General features: G+C 54.8%; 18 protein-coding genes. 5 read left to right on the top strand and 13 right to left on the bottom strand.

What is annotated here, in order from left to right:
• Positions 1 to 203: 203 nt before the first annotated feature.
• Entirely contained in the window at positions 204 to 2,300 is a 2,097-nt protein-coding gene (locus tag IEW06_RS06060; RefSeq protein WP_187733459.1) for a M13 family metallopeptidase, read from the bottom strand.
• Positions 2,301 to 2,561: 261 nt separating this feature from the next.
• Here IEW06_RS06060 and IEW06_RS06055 point away from each other — a divergent pair, with 261 nt between their 5' ends.
• A complete protein-coding gene (locus IEW06_RS06055; protein ID WP_187733460.1) occupies positions 2,562 to 3,416 on the top strand; it encodes a pirin family protein in 855 nt (284 codons plus the stop codon).
• 170 nt (positions 3,417 to 3,586) lie between these two features.
• Here the strand turns inward: IEW06_RS06055 and IEW06_RS06050 are convergent, their stop codons facing one another.
• The 9 genes from IEW06_RS06050 to IEW06_RS06010 all read right to left on the bottom strand — a co-directional run bounded on the left by IEW06_RS06050 (position 3,587) and on the right by IEW06_RS06010 (position 14,802).
• Positions 3,587 to 3,844, bottom strand: coding sequence for a hypothetical protein (locus tag IEW06_RS06050; protein ID WP_187733461.1), 258 nt, complete (start codon positions 3,842 to 3,844; stop codon positions 3,587 to 3,589).
• Positions 3,845 to 3,907: 63 nt separating this feature from the next.
• Complete coding sequence (locus tag IEW06_RS06045) at positions 3,908 to 4,447, bottom strand: hypothetical protein (RefSeq protein WP_188547693.1); 540 nt, start codon at positions 4,445 to 4,447, stop codon at positions 3,908 to 3,910.
• 68 nt (positions 4,448 to 4,515) lie between these two features.
• Entirely contained in the window at positions 4,516 to 5,694 is a 1,179-nt protein-coding gene (locus IEW06_RS06040; RefSeq protein ID WP_187733463.1) for a M56 family metallopeptidase, read from the bottom strand.
• 8 nt (positions 5,695 to 5,702) lie between these two features.
• On the bottom strand, positions 5,703 to 5,894 hold the full coding sequence (locus tag IEW06_RS06035) for a hypothetical protein (RefSeq protein ID WP_187733464.1): 192 nt from the start codon (positions 5,892 to 5,894) through the stop codon (positions 5,703 to 5,705).
• Positions 5,894 to 6,262, bottom strand: coding sequence for a BlaI/MecI/CopY family transcriptional regulator (locus IEW06_RS06030; RefSeq protein ID WP_187733465.1), 369 nt, complete (start codon positions 6,260 to 6,262; stop codon positions 5,894 to 5,896). Before IEW06_RS06030 ends, IEW06_RS06035 begins: the two co-directional genes overlap by 1 nt.
• A gap of 159 nt (positions 6,263 to 6,421) precedes the next feature.
• Positions 6,422 to 10,708 carry a T9SS type A sorting domain-containing protein gene (locus IEW06_RS06025; protein WP_187733466.1) on the bottom strand — a complete coding sequence of 1,429 codons (4,287 nt, stop codon included), beginning with the start codon at positions 10,706 to 10,708 and terminating at the stop codon, positions 6,422 to 6,424.
• 42 nt (positions 10,709 to 10,750) lie between these two features.
• The gene (locus IEW06_RS06020) at positions 10,751 to 12,076 is read right to left on the bottom strand and encodes a DNA/RNA non-specific endonuclease (protein WP_223284771.1); all 1,326 of its coding nucleotides are present in this window, start codon (positions 12,074 to 12,076) and stop codon (positions 10,751 to 10,753) included.
• 369 nt (positions 12,077 to 12,445) lie between these two features.
• Positions 12,446 to 12,952: a GNAT family N-acetyltransferase gene (locus IEW06_RS06015; protein WP_187733467.1), complete on the bottom strand. Its 507-nt coding sequence runs from the start codon at positions 12,950 to 12,952 to the stop codon at positions 12,446 to 12,448.
• 245 nt (positions 12,953 to 13,197) lie between these two features.
• Positions 13,198 to 14,802: a family 43 glycosylhydrolase gene (locus IEW06_RS06010; protein WP_223284772.1), complete on the bottom strand. Its 1,605-nt coding sequence runs from the start codon at positions 14,800 to 14,802 to the stop codon at positions 13,198 to 13,200.
• 585 nt (positions 14,803 to 15,387) lie between these two features.
• On the opposite strand from IEW06_RS06010, the gene IEW06_RS06005 reads away from it, so the two are divergent.
• Together IEW06_RS06005 and IEW06_RS06000 are read left to right on the top strand one after the other, a co-directional pair.
• Positions 15,388 to 16,455, top strand: a complete 1,068-nt coding sequence (locus IEW06_RS06005; RefSeq protein WP_229743055.1) for a Gfo/Idh/MocA family oxidoreductase — start codon at positions 15,388 to 15,390, stop codon at positions 16,453 to 16,455.
• A 237-nt stretch (positions 16,456 to 16,692) separates the two neighbouring features.
• Positions 16,693 to 17,319, top strand: a complete 627-nt coding sequence (locus IEW06_RS06000; protein WP_188547691.1) for an Hsp20/alpha crystallin family protein — start codon at positions 16,693 to 16,695, stop codon at positions 17,317 to 17,319.
• A 65-nt stretch (positions 17,320 to 17,384) separates the two neighbouring features.
• Here the strand turns inward: IEW06_RS06000 and IEW06_RS05995 are convergent, their stop codons facing one another.
• Positions 17,385 to 18,068 carry an alpha/beta hydrolase gene (locus IEW06_RS05995; protein WP_188547689.1) on the bottom strand — a complete coding sequence of 228 codons (684 nt, stop codon included), beginning with the start codon at positions 18,066 to 18,068 and terminating at the stop codon, positions 17,385 to 17,387.
• A 239-nt stretch (positions 18,069 to 18,307) separates the two neighbouring features.
• Here IEW06_RS05995 and IEW06_RS05990 point away from each other — a divergent pair, with 239 nt between their 5' ends.
• Complete coding sequence (locus IEW06_RS05990; protein ID WP_187733472.1) at positions 18,308 to 18,691, top strand: Hsp20/alpha crystallin family protein; 384 nt, start codon at positions 18,308 to 18,310, stop codon at positions 18,689 to 18,691.
• A gap of 84 nt (positions 18,692 to 18,775) precedes the next feature.
• On the opposite strand, the gene IEW06_RS05985 is transcribed toward IEW06_RS05990, so the two are convergent.
• Both IEW06_RS05985 and IEW06_RS05980 read right to left on the bottom strand, forming a co-directional pair.
• Positions 18,776 to 19,099, bottom strand: a complete 324-nt coding sequence (locus IEW06_RS05985) for a hypothetical protein (RefSeq protein ID WP_187733473.1) — start codon at positions 19,097 to 19,099, stop codon at positions 18,776 to 18,778.
• 40 nt (positions 19,100 to 19,139) lie between these two features.
• The gene (locus IEW06_RS05980; protein ID WP_187733474.1) at positions 19,140 to 19,421 is read right to left on the bottom strand and encodes a VF530 family protein; all 282 of its coding nucleotides are present in this window, start codon (positions 19,419 to 19,421) and stop codon (positions 19,140 to 19,142) included.
• Between the two features lie 113 nt (positions 19,422 to 19,534).
• Here IEW06_RS05980 and IEW06_RS05975 point away from each other — a divergent pair, with 113 nt between their 5' ends.
• Positions 19,535 to 20,386, top strand: a complete 852-nt coding sequence (locus IEW06_RS05975; RefSeq protein ID WP_187733475.1) for a glycoside hydrolase family 25 protein — start codon at positions 19,535 to 19,537, stop codon at positions 20,384 to 20,386.
• Positions 20,387 to 20,421: the final 35 nt, after the last annotated feature.

Here is a 20,421-nt window from a genome sequence, read left to right as displayed (position 1 = left end):
AGTTGTTTCTAAAGCACGTCATGCAGAGCGGCGCGAAGCATCTCGCGTGCTGATGTTGCAATGGTAACTCAACGAAGCGTTCGGCTGCAAAGAAGGCCAGAAAATGCGTCGCGCCGCTCTGCATAACCACCTATTTATAGAAGGCATAAAAGCCCCCCAACAGTATGCTGGGGGGCTTTTTTGTCAATAATTCACAGAAAACGCTACCAGATCTTGGCCCGGTCAGCTTCGGCGCGAACCATTTTCTGGCCTTCCTTGCAGCCGAACGCCTCGTAGAATTGGGGCATATTCATGAGCGGGCCGATGGTGCGGTACTGGCCCGGCGAGTGCGGATCGGTGAGCACCTGCTGACGCAGGGCTTCGGGCCGGATGTTGGTGCGGCGCAGCTGGGCCCACGAAAGGAAAAAGCGCTGCTCCGGCGTGAACCCGTCGATTTTGGGGCGCGGACCGTTGCCGTACTTTTTCTGCAATTGCTTTTGCAAAGCGGCGTACACAATGGTGAGACCCGCGAAGTCAGCCAGATTTTCGCCCATCGTCAGCTTGCCGTTTACATATACCGAGTCGAGGGGCGAGAAGGCATCGTACTGTTGGCCTACGATAGCGGCGCGCTTCGTGAAATTCTCGGCGTCCTCTTTCGTCCACCAGTCGCGCAAATTACCCTGGGAGTCGTACTGCCGACCCTGGTCGTCGAAGCCGTGCGTGATTTCGTGGCCCATCACACCTCCGATGGCACCATAGTTCACCGCGTCGTCAGCGTTAGGGTCGAAGAAGGGAGGTTGGAGGTAACCGGCCGGAAACACGATTTCATTCATCGGCGGGTTGTAGTAAGCATTGATGGTGGGCGGCGTCATGCCCCACTCGTTGCGGTCGATGGGCTGCCCGTACTTCTGCACGTTCTGCTGATAGTTCCACTTGCGGGCGTTCAGCACGTTTTGCAGGTACGAGTCGCGCGAGATGGTCAGGGCCGAATAGTCCTTCCACTTGTCGGGGTAGCCGATTTTGACGCGCAGCGCGTTGAGCTTTTTCAGGGCTTCAGCCTTGGTGGCCGCGCTCATCCAGGTGTTGCTCTGTATGTGCTCTGCCATCGATTCCTTCACATTGGCCACCATATCTAGGGCCTTTTGCTTGGCTTCGGGCGAGAAGGCTTTATCTACGTAGAGTTGGCCAAAGGCCTCCCCCAGCGTGTTATCGGTGGCGGCCAGCATGCGCTTCCAGCGTACCGGCTGCTGCTTGGCGCCGCTCTGTACCTGCGCAAACCGGAAAGCTTCGTCGCTGTACGCCTTGGGCAACGCCGACGTCACGGAGCTAACCAGTTGCCATTGCAGATAGGTTTTGAGGTCAGCGAGCGGCTCGGTTTTCAGTACGGCGTTCAGCTCCTGAAAAAACTGCGGCTGCCCGACAATAACTTCCTTGGCGGCACCGAGCTTGTTTTGGGCCAGAATAGTAGGCAGGCCAATGGCCGGAAACTGCTGGTGGAAGGCCGCCACCGTCATCTTATTATAGTTGGCGTTAGGGTCACGCAGTTCCACGCGGGTTTTGGAAGCTTTGGCGAGTCGAGTTTCCAGGCGCAGAATGGCTGCTGCTTTCTTAGAGGCCGTTGCAGCCGGGTCGCCCATAAGCTGAAACGTATTGGTCATGTACGTGACGAAGGCATCCCGCACAGCCTTGGAGCGCGCATCATCCTTGAGGTAATAGTCGCGGTCGGGCATGCTCAAGCCGCCCTGGTTCAGGTTGACGGCGTACACCGTGCTATTCTTGCGGTCGGGCGACACACCGGCCCGGAAAAAGGCCCCTGTACCCAGTTGGTGCTGATAGGCCACCGTAGTAGGCAGACTCTTAAGGTCTTTGGTAGCGGCAATGCGGGCCAATTCAGGCTTTAGGGCAGCGGTACCGGCCTTTTCAATGGCCATCGAATCCATGCCGGAGGCGTAATAGTCGCCCACTTTCTGAGCATTGCTGCCCTTTTCGGCGCTGGTGTTGGCAGCGGCTTCTTCCAAGAGCTGGCGCAGCAGGGCTTGGGTACGGTCGCCGAGCAGGTTGCGCGGTCCCCAGCTGGAAGCGTAGGCCGGAATGGGGTTATTCTTGAGCCACGTACCGCCCGAAAATTGGAAGAAATCCTCACAAGGATCAACGGAGCGGTCAAGGTCAGCAACATCAATGCCTACTCCCTTGATATTAGCTTCGGCAACTGGCGCAGGTGTAGCAGTAGCAGCGGTAGTAGCTGGCGGCGTGCTGGTAGCGCAGCCGGCCAGCAGTAAACCCGCAGCCAGACTCAGCGTTAGGGTATAATGGTTTTTCATAGAGGCGAGTAGAAAAGAATGGAGGTAAAAAGCCGCTGAAAGACTCCCTTGCCTGCTGCTGGCTGCACCTGCTGGTAGCAGGCAAATCATGCGGGCATGGCGCTTCAGCGCTTTACAAATTAACACCGTTAGCGTAATCTATAGCCAGCAGCCCATCAGGCAACCCGTCAAAAACTATCTGACCAGCCAAATGGTATTCCTCCACAAAAGCCGCCGACGCTCTGTTGCCGGCCCTTCTACCTGATATTTACCCCCCAGCTTATGCGCACCATCAAGCAACAGCACCAAGCCGTTAGCGCCCCTATCGCCGACTTGATTACCTATCGGGCTCTGCCCACGCAGTCGGTCGATCATCTCGATCCTTTTCTGTTTCTGAACCACCACGGCCCGCAGGTATATCGGCCCAACAACCGCGGCTTACCTTTCGGCCCACACCCCCACCGCGGCTTCGAGACGGTGACGTTTATTCTGGCCGGCGACATTATGCACCAAGATTCCGGTGGCCACGAAAGTGTGATTGAGGCTGGCGGTATTCAGTGGATGACGGCTGGCAGCGGCCTTATTCACGCCGAAATATCGTCGCCCGCCTTCAAGCGCACCGGCGGCGACCTAGAGATTTTGCAGCTGTGGGTAAATCTGCCGGCCAAGCACAAAATGACCGAACCCCAGTACACTGGTCTGCAAAAAGCCGACATCCCGGAAATAAAGCAAGATGAAGGCCGGGTGGTCATTAATGCTGTTTCGGGCAACTGGCTGGGCACGGCCGGCGCCATGCAACCCCTCACCGATATTCAGCTGGCCACTGTGGAAATGAAGGCGGGGAGCAAATTGGCGCTGACTATTCCCGCTGAGCGCACCATTTTCTTTTACACCATCCGGGGCCAAGTGCGCGTGAACGGCGAGCAAACCGAAGCGCGCCGCCTGCTGGAGTTCAACTACGATGGCGACGACCTGCACATCGAAGCCCTCACCGATGCCGTGGTGCTGCTAGGTCATGCCGCTCCGTTTCAGGAGCCCATTGTAGCTGCCGGCCCCTTCGTGATGAACACCGATGCCGAGATTCAGCAAGCCTACCAGGATTACCGCGCGGGCAAATTCGGCACCTGGGAAGGATAATAATTTCTTTTAAAAGGCGGTCATGCAGAGCGGTAACGAAGCATCTCGCGTCCTGATGAGAGGTTAGTAATCCCACTACCGCGAGCGAGATGCTTCGTTACCGCTCTGCATGACCGCCTTGAGCTTTGAAAGGCAATAAAAAGCCCCCCAGAAAGTATCTGGGGGGCTTTTTACATGTGTGATTTACCCTTCAGGTCCCAATGGCTTGCTGCTGTCTGAGCATCACCGGGTGCCCGCTTGATGGTGCGCTTGTACCGCTCACCGATGATTACGCCATCGGGGCGGCGCTTGCCGATGAACAGCGTAACGGGCTCGCCGTTTTCGTTGGTCACGAAGGTGATATCGTGGCCTTTAAACACATCATCAATCGTGGCGGACGGCTCATAAATCTTGTTGAGCTTATCGAATAAAAGGCGGTGGAGCGGCATGGCAGGCGGGTAAGTAGTACCACCGTTTACGCGGCAGGCGAGTGCCGGGGTTTGCCAAAGCAGCTACTTAGTCGTTATTGACACCGAGCCGTTTTTGCCTTTTTCGCCGTAAGCCTTCACAGCATCGTCCGCCGACAACACCGTTACTTGCTGAAGTTGGCTAGGCAGCAGGCGCTCCATTTCTGTCAGCGTCACCTGCTGGCCATCCACGAGCAGCAGCTTATTGGTAAGGTCTACGCTACGGTTCAGCTTTTTATTCAGTTCCACCACCAGAGCCGCGTTTTCGTTGCCCTTGGTCGTAATCAAGATAACCTGCGTCTCGGGTACATTGCCCACTATCTGGCGGAGAGTAGCGCCCTTGAGGACGTTCACCATAGCGATGCTAGCAGGATTCATCTTTTCAGCCACTTCCTTGCTCACTTTCTGGCCATCTACATAATACAACACACCATCGGGTAAGCCTACTGCATTCTGTACCACGGTAGTTGGGACGGTGGCATAGGCAGCGGGGGCAGCGGCACTTACGTTTACGGCAACAACTAATGAACTAATGAACAAGCACTTGGCTATACGGCTCACGAGTTTTTTCTTTCCGTTTGTCATAATGAGAAATAAATGAGGATGAGATAAATGAATTTTATGTTCTGGTGAGTTTCTTCTGCTACAATACTCTATTCGGTCAGCGGCTTGCCCGTCGCGTCAAAGCTTCCTAGCGCCTTGCCCTGCGTGTCGAACACCACATACTTAGGACGGCGGCCCATGGCAATCACGGCTTTGTAGCGCACCTCGCTTGCGCCGCTTTCTTTTACCTCCAGCAGCTCAACTAGTCGATGACCCGGGAAATGCTGCGTGATATAAGCCAGCGCATCTGGGTGCAGGTTGCTGATGGGCACCACTTTCTCCTCAGGTTTGGTATCGGCCTCCGGCAGCAGCTTGATAATTTTAGCATTCAACATCTCCACGGCAGGCAGGCGCTCATTGCCTTTAGTAGTCACCGCCACCACGCCGCTTGCGGCAGCTTTGGTCAGCGCCTGGGCCGCTTCACCCTTCAATACCTGCACGTTGGCAATGGCATCTGGTGTCGTATTCAGCTTTTCCACCGCAGACTGCACAGTGGGCTGCCCATCCAGATAATACTTCACACCACCGACTTTCACGGTTGCTGAGTTGGAGGAAACAGGTTGCCCGGCGCGTAAAGTAGTGAAGGCAAACAGCGCGGCGGCAAGCGGCAGCACGAGTGCGTATTGCGCCAAATGCGCACGGGCAGAAGAGGGTTTGTTCATCATGGCAATTCGGTTTTTGAGGGTGAGAAGCGTGAAATGATTGGCCAGCGAGGCACCCGATGCCAAGCCGCTGAGACGGAGCAAGCTGTATTGATATTCTTTCGGAGCCACCACGCCGGCGCGGAGTACCGCGTCATCTGTCAGAAATTCCAGGTTTTCCTGCATGGCCCTCCCCAGACACCACGCTGCCGGATTAAACCAGCCCAACACCTGTCCTAGCTGCGCCAGCAAAACATCCAACGTGTGCCACTGACGCACGTGCACCTGCTCGTGGTGCAGAATGGCGGGCAGCTCCGCGGCAGGGTACTGTTCAGGGTTTAAGTATATAAATGGCCCAAAGGAAAACGGGCTATTGGCCCCCGGCAGGCACCGCACCAGCACGCCTTTCACCATTTTCGGCCCGGCCGTTCGGTGCAAACGGTAAAGCGAGATCAGCCTTCCCAGCAGGCGCAAACTCATTAGCGCTACGCCCGTCCAGTAGAGGACAACCAAAGCATCCGCCCAGCCGAGTACAGGCGTTGCTGGTGCAGCCAAAGTACCCGACCAATTGGGAATAATAGTAAGCAACGAACCGCTTAGGCGTTCGTGGGGGGCAAATATGGCCCTACATCCAGGGCTGAATACAAAGCCGAAAAGAGGAGCGCAAACAGCAGGTACGCCCGGTTCAGGGTATAAAACGTGAGCCGCCGCAACCCCACATAATACAGGCCCGCGAACAGCAACAGCGCCCCATTTGCCTTCAGCAGATACAAAAGCAGCGCCGTCATTAGTCCTTGCGCTGGCCGTTCTCAATCATGCCGATAATCTCCTTCAGCTCCTCGGCGCTAATCTTCTGATCCTTGGCAAAGAAGGACACGACTTCCTTGTAGGAGTTTTTGAAGTACTCGCTCACAAAGGCGCTCATAAACCGCTTACGATATTCTTCGGCGGCAATCTGGGGGGCAAATCGGTAGGAGTTGCCCAGCTTCTCACTGCGCAGATAGCCCTTGCGCTCCAGGTTGCGGATGGTGGAGGCCAGTGTAGTGTAAGGCGGCTTAGGCGTGGGCAGCAAATCCAGCACGTCCTTGGTGAAGCCGCCATTGAGCTGCCACAGCACCTGCATGGCCTCCTCTTCGGGTTGGGTCAGTCTTTCCATAAATGATTATTACGAAACTTTCGTAATTATACGAACAATTCGTAATTAGTTGCAGAAATTTTCAGAAGAAATAAATGCGGCACAAAAAAGCCCCCCAGACAGACTCTGAGGGGCTTTTTTCATAGCAACAAAATATTGCGCCATTATGCGCGGAGCAGGTCACTTGACCAGCACCAGGCGTTTGGTTTCTACTTTTCCGTTGGTAGTCAGGCGGCAGGTGTACACGCCCTCGGCCAAGGCGGCGCCTTCTACCGCGAACTCATAGGTGCGGCCGCCTTCTGCTACGCCATCATAGATAGTAGCGACCAGCTTGCCTACCGAATTGTAGACCAGCAGCTGCGCTTTCCCGGTTTCGGCGGCGCGGAAGCGCAGGGTAGCACGCTCTGTGAAGGGGTTAGGATACGCTTCAAACACATGGGCCGTAGCGGCATATTCGGTAGCTACCGCAGAGGCTGCGGCCGAAGCAGTAAGCGTATTACCAGCGCAACTACCGAGCTGCTCATTGTGCATTACAAGGTGGCCCTTCACAGCATCCACATCTTCCCAGGTGCTGACGCCGTTGTGGCAGAGCAGAATTTGTGCGTTTTTCTTACCACCACGCACATCAACCACTTTTATAGTCACGGCCTTGGTAGCAACGCAGCCAAACTGGTTCGTGACCGTCACGGTGTAGACGAAAGTACCGGGCTTGCTTGCAGTGAATACGGGGTTAGCAATATCGCTTTTGCTGAGGCCAGCCGGGCCGCTCCAGCTATACTTAGTGCCACCAGCAGCCGTCAGGGTCAGGCTCTGTGAGCCGTAGCCGAGGTAGAGGTTGGTGGCAACGCCGCCCGTGTACACGTCATTGGAAGGTGTAGCAGTAATGGTTGGTACGGGCAGCGGATTAACCGTCACAACGGCTGTGCCCGTGAAGGCAGCACCCGCGCAGTTGGCGTCCGATACTGCCAGCAAGGAATAGGTGGAAGTAGCAGCAGGACTAACTGAAACCACATAAGGAGAGTTGGTGATGCCCGTAACCGCGACCGGCGTGGTGCCGTCCGTGTACGTCAGGTTCCAAGGGCCCGTGCCCGTGAGAGCAACGCTCAACGAAGTAGAAGTGCCGGCACAAACGGTAGCAGTGCCGCTTAAGGTTGCGGTTGGCAACTCACGCACCGTTACTTTCTGGGTGTAGGTAGCAGAGCAAGCGCCCTGCGTAATAACCAGTGTAGCTGTGTAGGTGCCGGCGGCAGCGTACGTGTGGCTGATGTTGCCAACGTTTGTATAATCCACTTTGCCATCACTCTCTACATCCCAAGCATACGTAGCGTTGGATTCAATGACTTTAGAAGCGTCCGTGAAGGCAGTTGCGGAGCCTACACAAGCCGTAGTCGCCGTAAAGGCGGGCACCGGCTCTAGGCAAATAAGGCCCGTACGCACTACCCGGTAACTATTTCCCACCCGAATACCATCGATTGTCAGTTTCGGAAGGCTGGTAGCTTGACGAATTGCCACTGCGCCAATATTAGCAGGCGAACCACCTAATTCGGCCACTTCAGCACTTGCCGTAACAGGCTCTGCGTCGGCTGCCGGATTGACGAACAACTTAGTCGTACTGCTGACCTCATCATAGTCGTATTTGACTACCAATAAATGGGTAGCATTCAACGGATAATTCGCGGTCGTATAAGTAACGATTCCACCGTTGCCAGTGATACCAAACTGTACTGTACCCGACGTAGAACCAGCCCGTGTAAATACGCGTGCCTTGAAAGTAGAGCCTATTGCTGCGGGTCCAAGATGGAAAAAATAGTCAGCACCCACACTCGCAACGTTTACCAGCAAAGAAGTATATACCGGCGTACCGGCGTACACAGGCTCTTTAAACTTCAGGTTAACATCTTCGCCATTACCAACGGTAGCGGCTGCTTTGCCACTGCTGGCGCTGTAGCCGGAGTAAGTCAGGCCATCGGTTGACGTAACGGCAATTGAGTTAGTACCCGCGCCGCTGTGTGCTGCCCAGCCATTAGCCGTTAGCAGAGAGCCAGCTGCGTAGTCGAAGTTTTCTTCCAGCAGCAGAGCAGCAGGAGCAGCTGAAGTTGCCTGAACTAAAGTACCTGGAGAAGTTACCATGTAGTTTTCGGCGTAGGGCGTATCGTTATCATTGAAGGCGAAGACCGAAAAATGATAAGTAGCATTGGCGCGGAGCCCCGTTACGGTCACGTTGTCGCCGGTGCCGTTGTACACCACAAAGTTGCCTACACCTAGCACGCTACCTTTACCGAACTCTGCATCCGCAGTGTACGTGGTAGCATCAGTGGGCACAGCATCTACGGCGCTGCCGCGGCGGGCTACCACGAGGCGCTTTTTGCCATCTCCGCCTTTTAGGTTCAATTGGAGCGAGGTGCTGGCTACTTGGCTGGCTGTGAGCGTAGCCTGAGTGGTTGGCTCGGCGGCCAGCGGCACCATTACGGTAGTAAAGGAAATCTCCTCACCATAAGAAGTGCTTACACCATTGGTGGCATAAGCACGCACGAAGTAAGCTGTGCCTGGCACTAAGCCAGTTATAGCACTAGCGAAAGTACCCGTACCGGTGCCATCAACCGTTTTGGTAGTAACTGAGATAGTCGGATTAGCAGTTTTAGCCCACACAATGCCACGCGCTGTTACCGCGCTGCCGCCATCGGCTGCTACGGTACCACCGGTGTTGGCGCTGGTCGGGGTTAGCCCGGTGATGGCCGCAGTGCTTAGCGCAGCCGGATAAACAGGATTGACGCCTGTGCCGGTAACTGCTACCGACTGATCGGGCAAGCCGGCGCTCTGCACCGGAATCGATTCGCTATACGACTGGGGAGCAGTTGGAGCAAAGCGAACGTCAATGGTAGTGCTAGGCACATTGCCGCCGGCCGGCTGCAGCTCGATAGTGCAGCAGGCGAATGGGTTGTTGCCAGTCCGGATTTCAAAACCAGCCGGCGGCGTGATGATGATACCTCCTTTTAAATTATTGCCTTCCACCATAAAGCTCTTCAGCCCGGTTCCGGCCCCTACGGCCAGACTACCAAAATCGGAAAGGGTGGAAGCTGATACGAGCAAGGCAGGAGTAGTAGGAGGCGCCGATACAGTTACTGTAATGGGCGCACTCAGGCCCGTAGCCGTGCCGCAGTCGGTAGTGACAGTTGCTTTCGCAACCAGATAGTAAGTGCCTACACCAGGAAAATCTGCCCCCCGAATGGTGTAAGTAGCCGAAGTAGCCCCGCCGATAGCCGAAGTATACGGCCCGGCTGCACTAGTGCCATAAAGCCAAGTGAAGGTAGAAGTAGCGGCAGCACTAGCGGTGAGGGCATCTCCTGTCCCGGTAGCAATTACCGTCTGAGCATTGGCCGGCGTCACGGTCACCGGGTTGCTGTCGGAGGTTAAGCTTACGACCAGGTCAGAGCCGTTGTTGGAGCCATACGTAGCGGGCGCATCGTTTACAACCCGCACACGATACTTAGTGCCGCTTGGCGTACCAGCCGGGATAGCTGCCGCAATTGGGGAGCTAGTGCCGTTACCGATAATGTTATCAGTCAGGTTAGTCGGGAATTCACCCGAAGCATTTGACAGCTGCACTTTGAACGCGCCCGTGAAGGTGACGCTGCTGGTATAGGCTACATTGAAGGGAGTGCTTCCGTTAGAAGCCGTAATGCAATAAGGGCTATTGAAAGCAGAAGCTGCAGTAGTGATGCTGGCTGCCGGGGTAGGTGGGGTACCACCTTCTAACGTTGCCGTTATCGTAACATCATCTATACCAATACCCTGAGCATTTGTGATCAGGGTTCCCTCTGAGCTTTGGTAGGTCCACCGCAGATAATAAGTAGCATTTGGCGCGATATTGACACCAAGTAACGGGGCTGACTTGGACACCGAAACAGGAGGATAGTGGTAGGTGTTTACTCCGCCTGCAAAGGCCTGATCACCATCCGTCCGTGCCGTCCATGAGCTTCCGTCGGTACTAGTAAAGAACTTCCATTCGTAGCCTCGTGTGTTTGTGCGGTACTTTTCAAATAAAAACTGGACGTTTAAATCCTGAATTACGGCACCTGTTGTATTCTGGATTGCGAGCAGAATATGGCGGGGAGGAAGGACGGAGCCACTGGATAGGAAACCAATTGCACGGTCCGTGGAAACAGCCGCAGCACCGAAATTATAGGTGCCACCAGCAGTGAAATTTGTGCCGTTAGCGGCGGCTGTAGTAACCTTATAGTTACTGGCACTTGTGTAGGTGGGAGCAGCTTCGCTTGAGAAAAGAAAACCCGTAGGCACGGTTACCGCTGCACCACTTCCTATCTCGTCAAATGTCTGAGTATAAGTTCCAGTGGCTAATTGAGCGGGCGTCTGTCCCCAGCTTTGCTGCGTGCTGAAGAGAAACAGGCAAACCAGAAAAGCCGGCAACTGCCCAAGCTTCCAAGCGTTTTTGTAAAAACTTGTCATATAGACGATTATGTCGTTTTGAAAAGATCCAGGAAGTTGGAATTAGTTAACAGGACCGGCGTCAACCTTCGATTCGAGGGCGGTCTGCACCTCTACAGGCAGAGCTGAGAGCAGGTCATAGCCGGTGGCCGTCTCGATGGCATCGACAGTGGTCCGGTGTGTGCCCCAGTTCTGATCGAGGGTATTGATATTGGGCATATCCACAGCAATGACGCGGGTGGTAGTCGTGACACGAGCTACATCGTTATCGCCCACAGGCAAAATCACAATCACTTTCCAGGTTCTTTTAGGTACCGTAATGCGGCCATTATCAATGGTATTGGTTAACCCGCCATTACTACCTGTTCCGCCCACGCCGTAGCTCCCGCAGACGATGTACACCTCATTACCCGGCAAGAAGGTGCGGGCGTAATTTTCCAAGTCAGCCCAGGGCCCCTGATTGTTCTGGGGTGCCTGAGGCATCATGTTAGTCATCAGGAAAGTAGCCGAGTTGTTCTCAATGCTGGAGGTGCGGTCAGCAGATGGGCATAGGTGGCCCCGATCGAAGCCAGAAGACTGGTAGCTTGTACCAAGTACCTTATACCAGCCCTCGGGCAACGTGAGATCCTCGCGAAAGTCGTCCTGCCGGTCGATACCGCCGCGGTCAGAAGCATCCAGGTGCCAGCTTACCCAGTTGGCTTTGCCCTGATCTCGGTTGTAGCTCAGTTTATACTGAGGCTTCACCATCAGATAATTACCAGGATAGCTAACGTCGGTGACGGCACCGCTGGGGTTGCCCAAAGCGAGGTGGTCGTTGTCGATGGAGGGCTGAACAGTGCCAAAGTCGGTTACGGCAAAGTCGTCGATGTTCAGGCGGCTTGGCCCGCCCGACGTCTTGCGAATCTCAAACTTGACGTTACCGGCAATATTGACGGTGAAAGCAGTGGCCTGGAGTGTGCTGCTGGTAGTAAATACCGTATTGCCCACTTTCGTCCACTTGTTGCAGTTGCACGATTGGGCCTGCGCCCAAAGCTCCCAGCTGCTGCTGGCATCGCTACCGTAAATGGCGTGCTGTACGGTTACGGTGGTGGCGCCATTGGGTACAAAGAACTCCATGGTGAGCTTCCCGTTTTGCTGCAAACGCACGGACTGCGCGCCATTCTTACGGTCGGCCTCGGTATTGCCCAGCACGGCATCGGTCAGCGTCCAGGTGCCGGTAGCTAAGGATACTGTTCCGGCAGTATAATCCGTCTTCGTTCCGGAGTCGAAGGATTCTTGGGGATTAGTTGCGGTGAGGCTGGCAGCTTGCTGACCGGCAGGAGCCGATTGAAAAGCCAGACACGAAAACAGCAACAAAAAGCGAAATGGACTGTGTAGAAATTTGGGCATATTCTGGCAAGAGAAAAGCATTCGACTAAGTTCCAGTTGCGCAACCTTGTGCAACCCAGTGACAAAAGTACAATTGAAATAGAACTTAGCTATTAATAAAATATAATAGGCTTAAATTCGTAACAATAAAATAATGGGATAATATAAATGAATAGAGTTTATATAATTTTCAGACGTCTTGCTCACAGAGGGAAGCCAAATAGCTGCAAAGATTCTGGCTGGCGTGAAAAGCCGCTGAGATAGGCTCTCTGACCGGATGCGGTTGAGGCAGTCAAAACCATCTGGACACGCGGGCGCAACGGCAGTAGCTTCCGTTGCTGCCAGTTGAAATTGCCCTGAAAATCCGGTGAGATACTTCTTTGAAGATGCTTACGCTAGCTGCTTTTCGTAACAGAAAAAGCGCAGGCCAGGCCTGAACGCCAGCGTGATTTCGCCGGCGAATCGGTAGCCTAATTTGGGGAAAAGCTGTTGGGTGGCTTGGTTCTCCGAGTTGGTATCGACGCGCAGCACGGGCAGTTGCTGCTCTAGGGCTAAGTGCTCGGCCTGCTGAAGCAGAGCAGCGGCCACGCCCTGGCCTTGCGCGGCCGGATCGACGGCCAGGCGGTGCGTTACGAGTGCGGGCAGCGAAGCATCCCAATCGGCTTGGGCGTATTCCGGGTCCTGATCGGTGGTGAGAGCCGCGACGCCCGCAATTTTGCCCCCCAGCTCGGCTACCCACAAGTGTTGGCGTTCGATATCCTGCCGAAACACCGCTTCGTTGGGGTATGATGCTTCCCACTGATAATTGCCGGCGGCGTGCATCAGCGGTACCACACGGCTGATTAGCAGCAGAATACCGGGCAGATCAGTAGTGGTGGCGCGACGAATGGTTAGCATTGGCAAGGGCGGCGGTTTGGTTTTTTGCTTTAAACGTAGTTATTAATAACATCGAAAACAGGCAGGAAATAACTCCTAGTCCAAAACCGCCTCCCGTCCATTTCATCTGGCGGGCAGCTGTACGCCGGCATTATCGCTTTAGCTTTCGCGCCGGTTCCGTTATCATAAAAAAGCCCCCAGACTAGTCTGGGGGGCTTTTTTATGATAACGGAATGATAATGATACAACTATAATAAAGCTACTTTTTAGCGGCAGTTGCGCAGGGCGAAATTATCAAAGGCCACGGTGGAGGTTTCGGGCCCCTGAGCCAATAGCCCCACCCGTACGCCCCGATCCCACGGGGGCAGATAGGTGCCGTTCAGGGCAAAGCTATCCAGCACGACGGGCTGCCAGGCGGTGCCGCCATCGGTGCTGAAGGCGAAGCGGAAGCGGCTGCCGCCCCAGGCCTCCAGGCGCAAACAGAGCATCTTACAATCTTCCAGCTTTACCTCCGTTAGGGTCAAATGCTTACTGCCCTTCATGTGCCACAGTTGCAAATGGCCATTGCCAGCTACCAGCGCCAAGGCATTGTGCGGGTCGCCGATAGCCGCCAGTCCAGCGTAGGTATTTGGTGCCAAAGCACCATAATCAAGGGTAGTGGCTGCTTTGTACGTTGCCGTGAACGTGCGTTGCGCTACCACCGCTCCGATGCCCGTGGGGCGAGCAGTTAGCAGCAGTTGACCGTCGCTGACACCCACGCCAGGCTGCTCGTTCACTGGCCACTGCCAGGCTGCTGCCAGGCGATTGCCGGGAAAATCGTCATTCACATTCAGCACGCGCAAATCGCGCAAGGGTTCGGCCTGGGGGCTGTTGTTCACAAACTCAGGCCAGCCCTCGGCGTTCCAGGTGAACTCGCTCAGCAGCCCCTGACGACCCACAAACTCGTGGCTGTCGGTGTAGTAAGCATGGTGCAGCAGAAACCAGCGGCCTTCATACTCCGTCACGGTGCCGTGGCCGGGGCATTTCCAGGTTTTATTTTTCTTCAGAATGGGGTTCTGGGGGCATTTTTCCCAAGGCCCAAGCAGCTTTTTGGCGCGGGCCACTCCCGTAGCATAGGTGCAGCACTTGCCGCAGCAGCCATTCCCCGCATAAAACATATAAAAGTATTCGCCCTGACGCACGATGGCAGAGCCTTCTACCAGACAGCCTTCCCACGGCGTATCGTTGCGGAACAGCTCAACTTTTTTGCCTATCAGCGCCGTACGACTTTCGTTCATGCGCTGCGCCCAAATGGGAGTGTCCTTTTTGTAGGCGTTGCCATCCTCTTTCCACACCATATAGAGCACGCCATTCTCATCGCGCAGCGGGAAGCCATCGATGGAGCCTTTGCGCTGACCTATAAGCGGGCCGTGGTCGGTGTAGGGGCCGGCCGGATCGTCGGCGCTGGCAATGGCTACGCATAGCTGACCACGTCTGCCTTTCCCTTTTTTGCGGGCAGTGTAGCAGATGTAGGTTTTGCCGTTTTCGTGGCTGATTTCCGGGGCCCAGAAGTTGGAGTCGGCCCACTCGGGCAGCTTATCCGGAAACACATAGCTCACCACTTCCCAATCAACGAGGTTCGTAGACTTTAGCAGGGGGAAAATTGGCCCCCACTCGGCGGAAGTAGCGCTGGCCCAATATGTATCACCGATTTTGGTAACCGTAGGGTCGGGGAAGTCGCCGGGCAGAATGAGCTTATCGTAAATGCGTGTGGGCGCGGCCTCAATCAGCGGCGCGGTATTTACCACCGGCTGGCTGGCTACGGGGTAAGGAAGAGGCCATTCGCTGGGCGAACTGGCATCAGAGGCACCTGTTTCTAGATCGAAAGACACAACTAGAGAAAAAGAGGGTGGGAAATAGATTCTCTCGGCCGCTGGAAAGGCACGGTTTGACGGGCGGGTGGCCCAAGCCTGACTAGCAGTATGTGTACTCTGAGAGGTCGCTCAGCGTATTTGAAGCAGAAAAAACAGATTGGAAATGCATCGCGGCAGCCAATAACCGTAGGTGAGTATTAGCTCGTGAGCACCAGAATTAGAAAGTGTGAAGGGCAGCGTGACTAAACTTTCTTTGCGGTTAAAATACAGGGCTGATGCTCAACTGTATTTTTCTTATAAATCCAACTCTCTACTTTGATTTTCTTTCACCGGCCGGCCTGTGTGTTTCAGCGGCAGCCTAGAGAAACGAATCTTGTCTGGTATAGCGCTTTATAACTGTTTTTCACAAACATTCTGCCAACAACGGCCACCGAGCTATGCACGCCCGGATTTTTAACATGTTGTCTACAAGATAGATAATAAGCTATATAATTTTTTGCATTCATGCAAGATTTATTTTCAATAATTATTACGGTTATCACTCGTATTTCTTCATTATAGGTTAGCCTATGATGGACCATTTGTCGTTGCTATCGACTAACTATGAGGCCTGCCCATGCTTACTATCTCACTACGATGACGACAACTAACCCTATTCAAACCGGCTTGCTGGCATATGGCATGTCGGGCAAGGTTTTTCATGCGCCGTTTTTAGCTGCTCATCCCGGATTTGTACTACGCGCCGTGACGGAGCGCCACCAGAAGCAGGCGCAGCAGGATTATCCGAACCTGATTAGCTACGATAGTGTGGAAGCCCTGCTCGCGGACTCCGAAATTGAGCTTATAGTAGTGAATACGCCCAGCAACACGCACTTCGATCTGGCCCGACAGGCATTGGAAGCTGGCAAGCACGTGCTGATTGAGAAGCCGTTGGTTACTTCTTCGGCCGAAGTAAAGGAGTTGGAGGAGTTTGGCCAGCTCATGAACCGGCACGTATTCGCCTACCAAAACCGGCGTTGGGACAGTGATTTTCAGAGCGTGAAGCAGGTAATTGACAGTGGACAGCTTGGGCAGCTCATAGAAGTCCACTTCCGCTTCGACCGCTACAAGACGGCTCTTAACACGAAAGCGTTTAAGGAAACCCCTATTCCGGGCAGTGGGCTTGTGTACGATCTGGGTCCGCACCTGCTGGATCAAGCCATCAGTTTGTTTGGCAAGCCCACTTTCAGCCGCAAAACTACCGGCATGTTCCGTCCTGGCTCGCAGGTACCGGATTACTTCTGTTTTCACCTTCACTACCCCGATGGCTTGCAGGTATTTCTGACTAGTAGCCTGCTGGTAGCGCAGCCGCAAGCTTCTTTTGTGCTCCATGGCGCGCAAGGCAGCTTCAGCAAGGCCCGCACCGATGTGCAAGAAAACCAACTGCAGCAAGGAATTGCCCCCCAAGATGCCGCCTACGGCCTAGAAGCGCCCGGCCAAGAGGGAATTCTTACGTTAGCCAGCGCCGATGGCCAATTTTCTACCCATTCTTATCCAGCCCCAAAAGGCGACTATATGCAGCTGTTTGAGGCTTTGTATCAGACCATTCGGAACGGAATTCCTTACCTGATTAAGCTGGAGCAAATACGGTGGCAGATGGAGCTGCTAGAACAAAGCGACGATACGCTGTAGGTATTGTGAGATGCTGAGATGGGCACCTTTCTCGACATGCCGCGGGGCAATGAGTAGCCTACTGGACTGCGTAGTTTTACGGCCACTGGTGAGAACACACAGAGGTGATAGAAATACTACTGAAAAACGCCCTGACGAGCTTAAAAAGGCATATTTTAGTGAAACCTAGCGGTCAAAAGTGCTGTAAAAAGTCCGTGATTAAAACAATGGTTTAACCTCTTAAGCTTTGTTATCGCCATGGCTATTCAGCAATATCAGGATTCGTTTTCCGGAATGAGCCAGTCGCCTTTTAGTGCCATGCTCGACCGGTTTTTCAACGACACTGTAGCTTCCCGGGGGCGGCTATCCAGCTTCTCTCCCCAGGTAGATGCTTACGAAACGGAGCGTGGCTATCAGATTGAAGCCGCGCTACCGGGTATGAAGCGCGAAGACATTAAAGTTGATTTTCAGCAGGGCCGCCTGACTATTTCAGGCGAGCGGCAGTTTAAGAATGAGCAGAACGACCGGCGCTACCATCTTGTGGAAAGCTCCTATGGTTCGTTTCAGCGGTCATTCCAGCTACCTGACGCGGTAAGCCCCGATCAGATTGAGGCCTCGTTTGAGGATGGTGTGCTGCGTGTGATGGTGCCCAAAGACACCCAGAAAACCATGCGTCACCAGATTGATATTCGCGGGGGGCAAAGTATCGGCAGCGGTCAGATGTCGGAGCGTATGGGCCAGCAAGCCAGCGACATATCCGTGCAGTCGGGCGAAGGGCAAAAGCAATCAAACGGCAATCAGTACAGCATGCAGCAAGGTCAGGGCGATGGCAGCTCCTATGGCGACTCGAACGATAGCCGTAACGCTGGAAAGAGGAAGCCTTAAAAACCGGCCCTTTGCAGTTATTATGTTTCACGAAAAAAGCCCCCTGAGTACTTCAGGGGACTTTTTTATTCCGTAGGATTGGGGTTAGACTCGTAGTTTAGGGATTCGGCGCCGGCGCCCAAAGCTGCCAGCGTGAGGCCATCTTCTGCCACGTAGCTAAGCTGCGCCGTGAGACCCACATCAAGCAAATCCTGTACGAGGCCTTCGCCGGCGGCTTCAGGCGTGTACATATCCACGGTGGTAGCTACCACGTTCACCGGCCGGTCGGGTAGGCCGACGAGAGTGGCGCGGCGGTCAATTTCGGGCGGGAAGATGGCGGCGTACAGAATCAGGCGTTCATAGTTGATTCGGTTGCTGGCCAGCCAGCGACAGGCGGCCGCCGCACCGTGCCCATAGCCCAGCACCGTAACGGTGGTATCGGGGGGGCAGGCAGCCAGAATTGTTTCGGCCAAAGAGTCGAGGTAATTGGTGAGGTCGGCGAGGTCGGGCAACAGGTCGGAGGCGGCAAACCATGTAGCGCCCGTGCTCAGTGTACCATCGGGAGCGGGCGGCAAGGTGTAGCGCGACAGGGCTTCGGGCAGAATCAGGAGGCGCTCGGGCGTCACGAGGTTGCTGAGCTGAGCGGCAAAATCAGCAACGGATTGGCCTTCGCCGTGCAGGCAAAACCAGACGTGACGAATCGTCGGGCCGGGTTCGCCCACACAATAGTAGCGGGCGGTGCGCGTCGTATTAAACGTTTGGAGCTGCATATAGTCTAACAGGTGCGGTGCGACAAAGTATTCTATACGGCGGCGACGCAAGCCATGGTTGGGAGGCACCCAAAGTTGTGCTTGATTTCAATTATTCCACCTGCCACTATGGCCGTTTAAATATGTTTCAGATGGGTTTTAAGGCGTCAATCTGGCCGGTATTCGGCGCTAGTGGCGCATGATAGAGGTTGGTACATCGTTTGAAATAAGTCCATCACAATCAAGAAAAGGACCTGACCATGAAGTTGATAAGCCAAGAATTCATTCGCAATATTGCCCCCCAGCTTAACCTACTCAACACGTTGGGCGGTGGCACGGCCCAGGCGCAGCTGCGCGTCGATAAGGTGGCGAAGGGTGTGGTAGTGCGGGTAGCGGCGCCGTCGGTGCGCCCCGAGAACTTCCACGTGTTGCTCGACAACAACCGTCTGACTGTGTACTGCGACTACCGCCACGAAGAGGACGACCAGATGAGCGCTCCACTGTTTGCGCAAACCCTGGATCTGCCCGCCAACCTAGACCTCGACCGCATCGACGCCGTGCATGAGGCCAACGAGTTGCGCATCCGCATTCCGTTCCAGGATTCGGCCAGCCGCCGCCGCGAAATCGATATCAAATTGCGCTAGGCTCCGCTTAGTTGCTCATAACGTCGGGACCGACCGACACCTTTTCACTGAAGCCACTGCTTAGTCGCAGTGGCTTTTTTTGTATTAATCGAAAAGCGGTATCAGCAGCAAAAAGCCAGTGACAAGCGCCAGATAAAACCAGCCCATTACCTGCCCCCGATACCGGCGCGGCAGTTGGTTGCTGAGCACGAGCACCGCGACCACTATCACCAGCAGGTGCAACAGCAAGAACACGACGGTTTTCACCCAATTGCTGACAATGGTATTCTCGGGCTGATACTGGTCGCTCATGCCCAGCCCCGAGGTGGCAAAGCGCAAAACGTAGTACGTCACGGCCTCGAACACCACAAAGCACGCGAAGCCAATCAGCAGCGACTTAGAACCCGATTTTTGCGAAACGTCAGCCATTTTTGCTTTTAAGTGCTAGATACCTATTTGCCCCCCGAGCTTACTTGGTCTCGTTTTTCTTGCTCAAAACCTCCTTGCTGCGGGTTTTTATATAAAGCTCTTCCACTTTGGCGCGGGCCCAGGGCGTGCGGCGCAGAAATACGAGGCTTGACTTGATGCTGGGATCGACGGCGAAGCAATTAATATGAATGCGCTCATCCAGCCCCAGCCAGCCATAATGCGCCACCAGGTATTCCAGAATCTGGGCCAGGGTGATGCCGTGCAGCTCACGGATGAGGTGGCCCGATTCGTCGCGGGCGTCGGAAAGGCTAGAAGTGGTCATGGGGCGGAGCGTTAAGAAGCGAAAGGTCGGGAAAAGCAGTCATTGATAAGCAAACAGTAATTGGGGGGCTTTTTTGCGCCCGAACCACTAGCTTAGGTACGAGCAAGGGACGTATGTGCGTTACCTTTGCGATGGCCACGCTGATGAACCGACCCCGACGACGCCCTATTGCTCCCCGCCGCTCTGCTGCCCCCCGGCGGCGTTTGCTCTTGCTGATCGGCGTGGGGTTGCTGCTGGCGGCGCTGGCTTTTTATGGGCGGTACTGGCGGCAGATCAACCGCTATGCGCGCCTGACTTATGCCAAGTATACGGCGCATCAGCTGACGGGCCGCGAGAAAACGCCGCTGCTGACCGGCTACACGGTGCACGGCATTGATGTATCGTCGTATCAGGGTCGCATCGATTGGCCGGAAGTAGCAGAGCACCAGGTGCGTTTCGCATTTATTAAAGCGACAGAAGGCGTTACGCTGCGCGACTCCCGTTTCCAGCGCAACTGGCGCGAGGCGCGGGCGGTAGGCATTTACCGCGGAGCCTACCACTACTTTCAGCCCAACTACGACGGTGCCCAGCAGGCTGATCTTTTTGTGCGCAATGTGCCCCTGACCGCCGGCGATTTGCCCCCCGTACTCGATGTGGAAGACCCTAAGTTTCACGACGTGGCCGTAATGCGGCGCAACGTAGCCACCTGGCTGCGCCTGATCGAACGTCACTATGGCGTGCGTCCCATTCTGTACACCAACTACAACTTCTACAAGCGCCACTTAGCTGGTCACTTCGATCAATACCCGTTGTGGCTGGCGCACTACGAAGTGGAAAAGCCCCTCCTGCCCCGCGACAAATGGATTATCTGGCAGCATAGCGACGAATCGCACGTACCAGGTATTCGCGGCCCGGTCGATTTCAACGTATTTCAGGGCAACTTTGCCATGCTGCTTGCCATGCGAATTCCCGAAAAGGCGGAGTAGGATTCGGCCCAGCTTGGTGTCATTTATATTTGCTT

Origin of the sequence: Hymenobacter qilianensis (assembly GCF_014638675.1) — a bacterium.
GTDB classification, from domain to species: Bacteria; Bacteroidota; Bacteroidia; order Cytophagales; family Hymenobacteraceae; genus Hymenobacter; species Hymenobacter qilianensis.
Note: the sequence above shows the minus strand (reverse complement) of the source record. Positions and strands in the feature narration are given on the sequence as shown.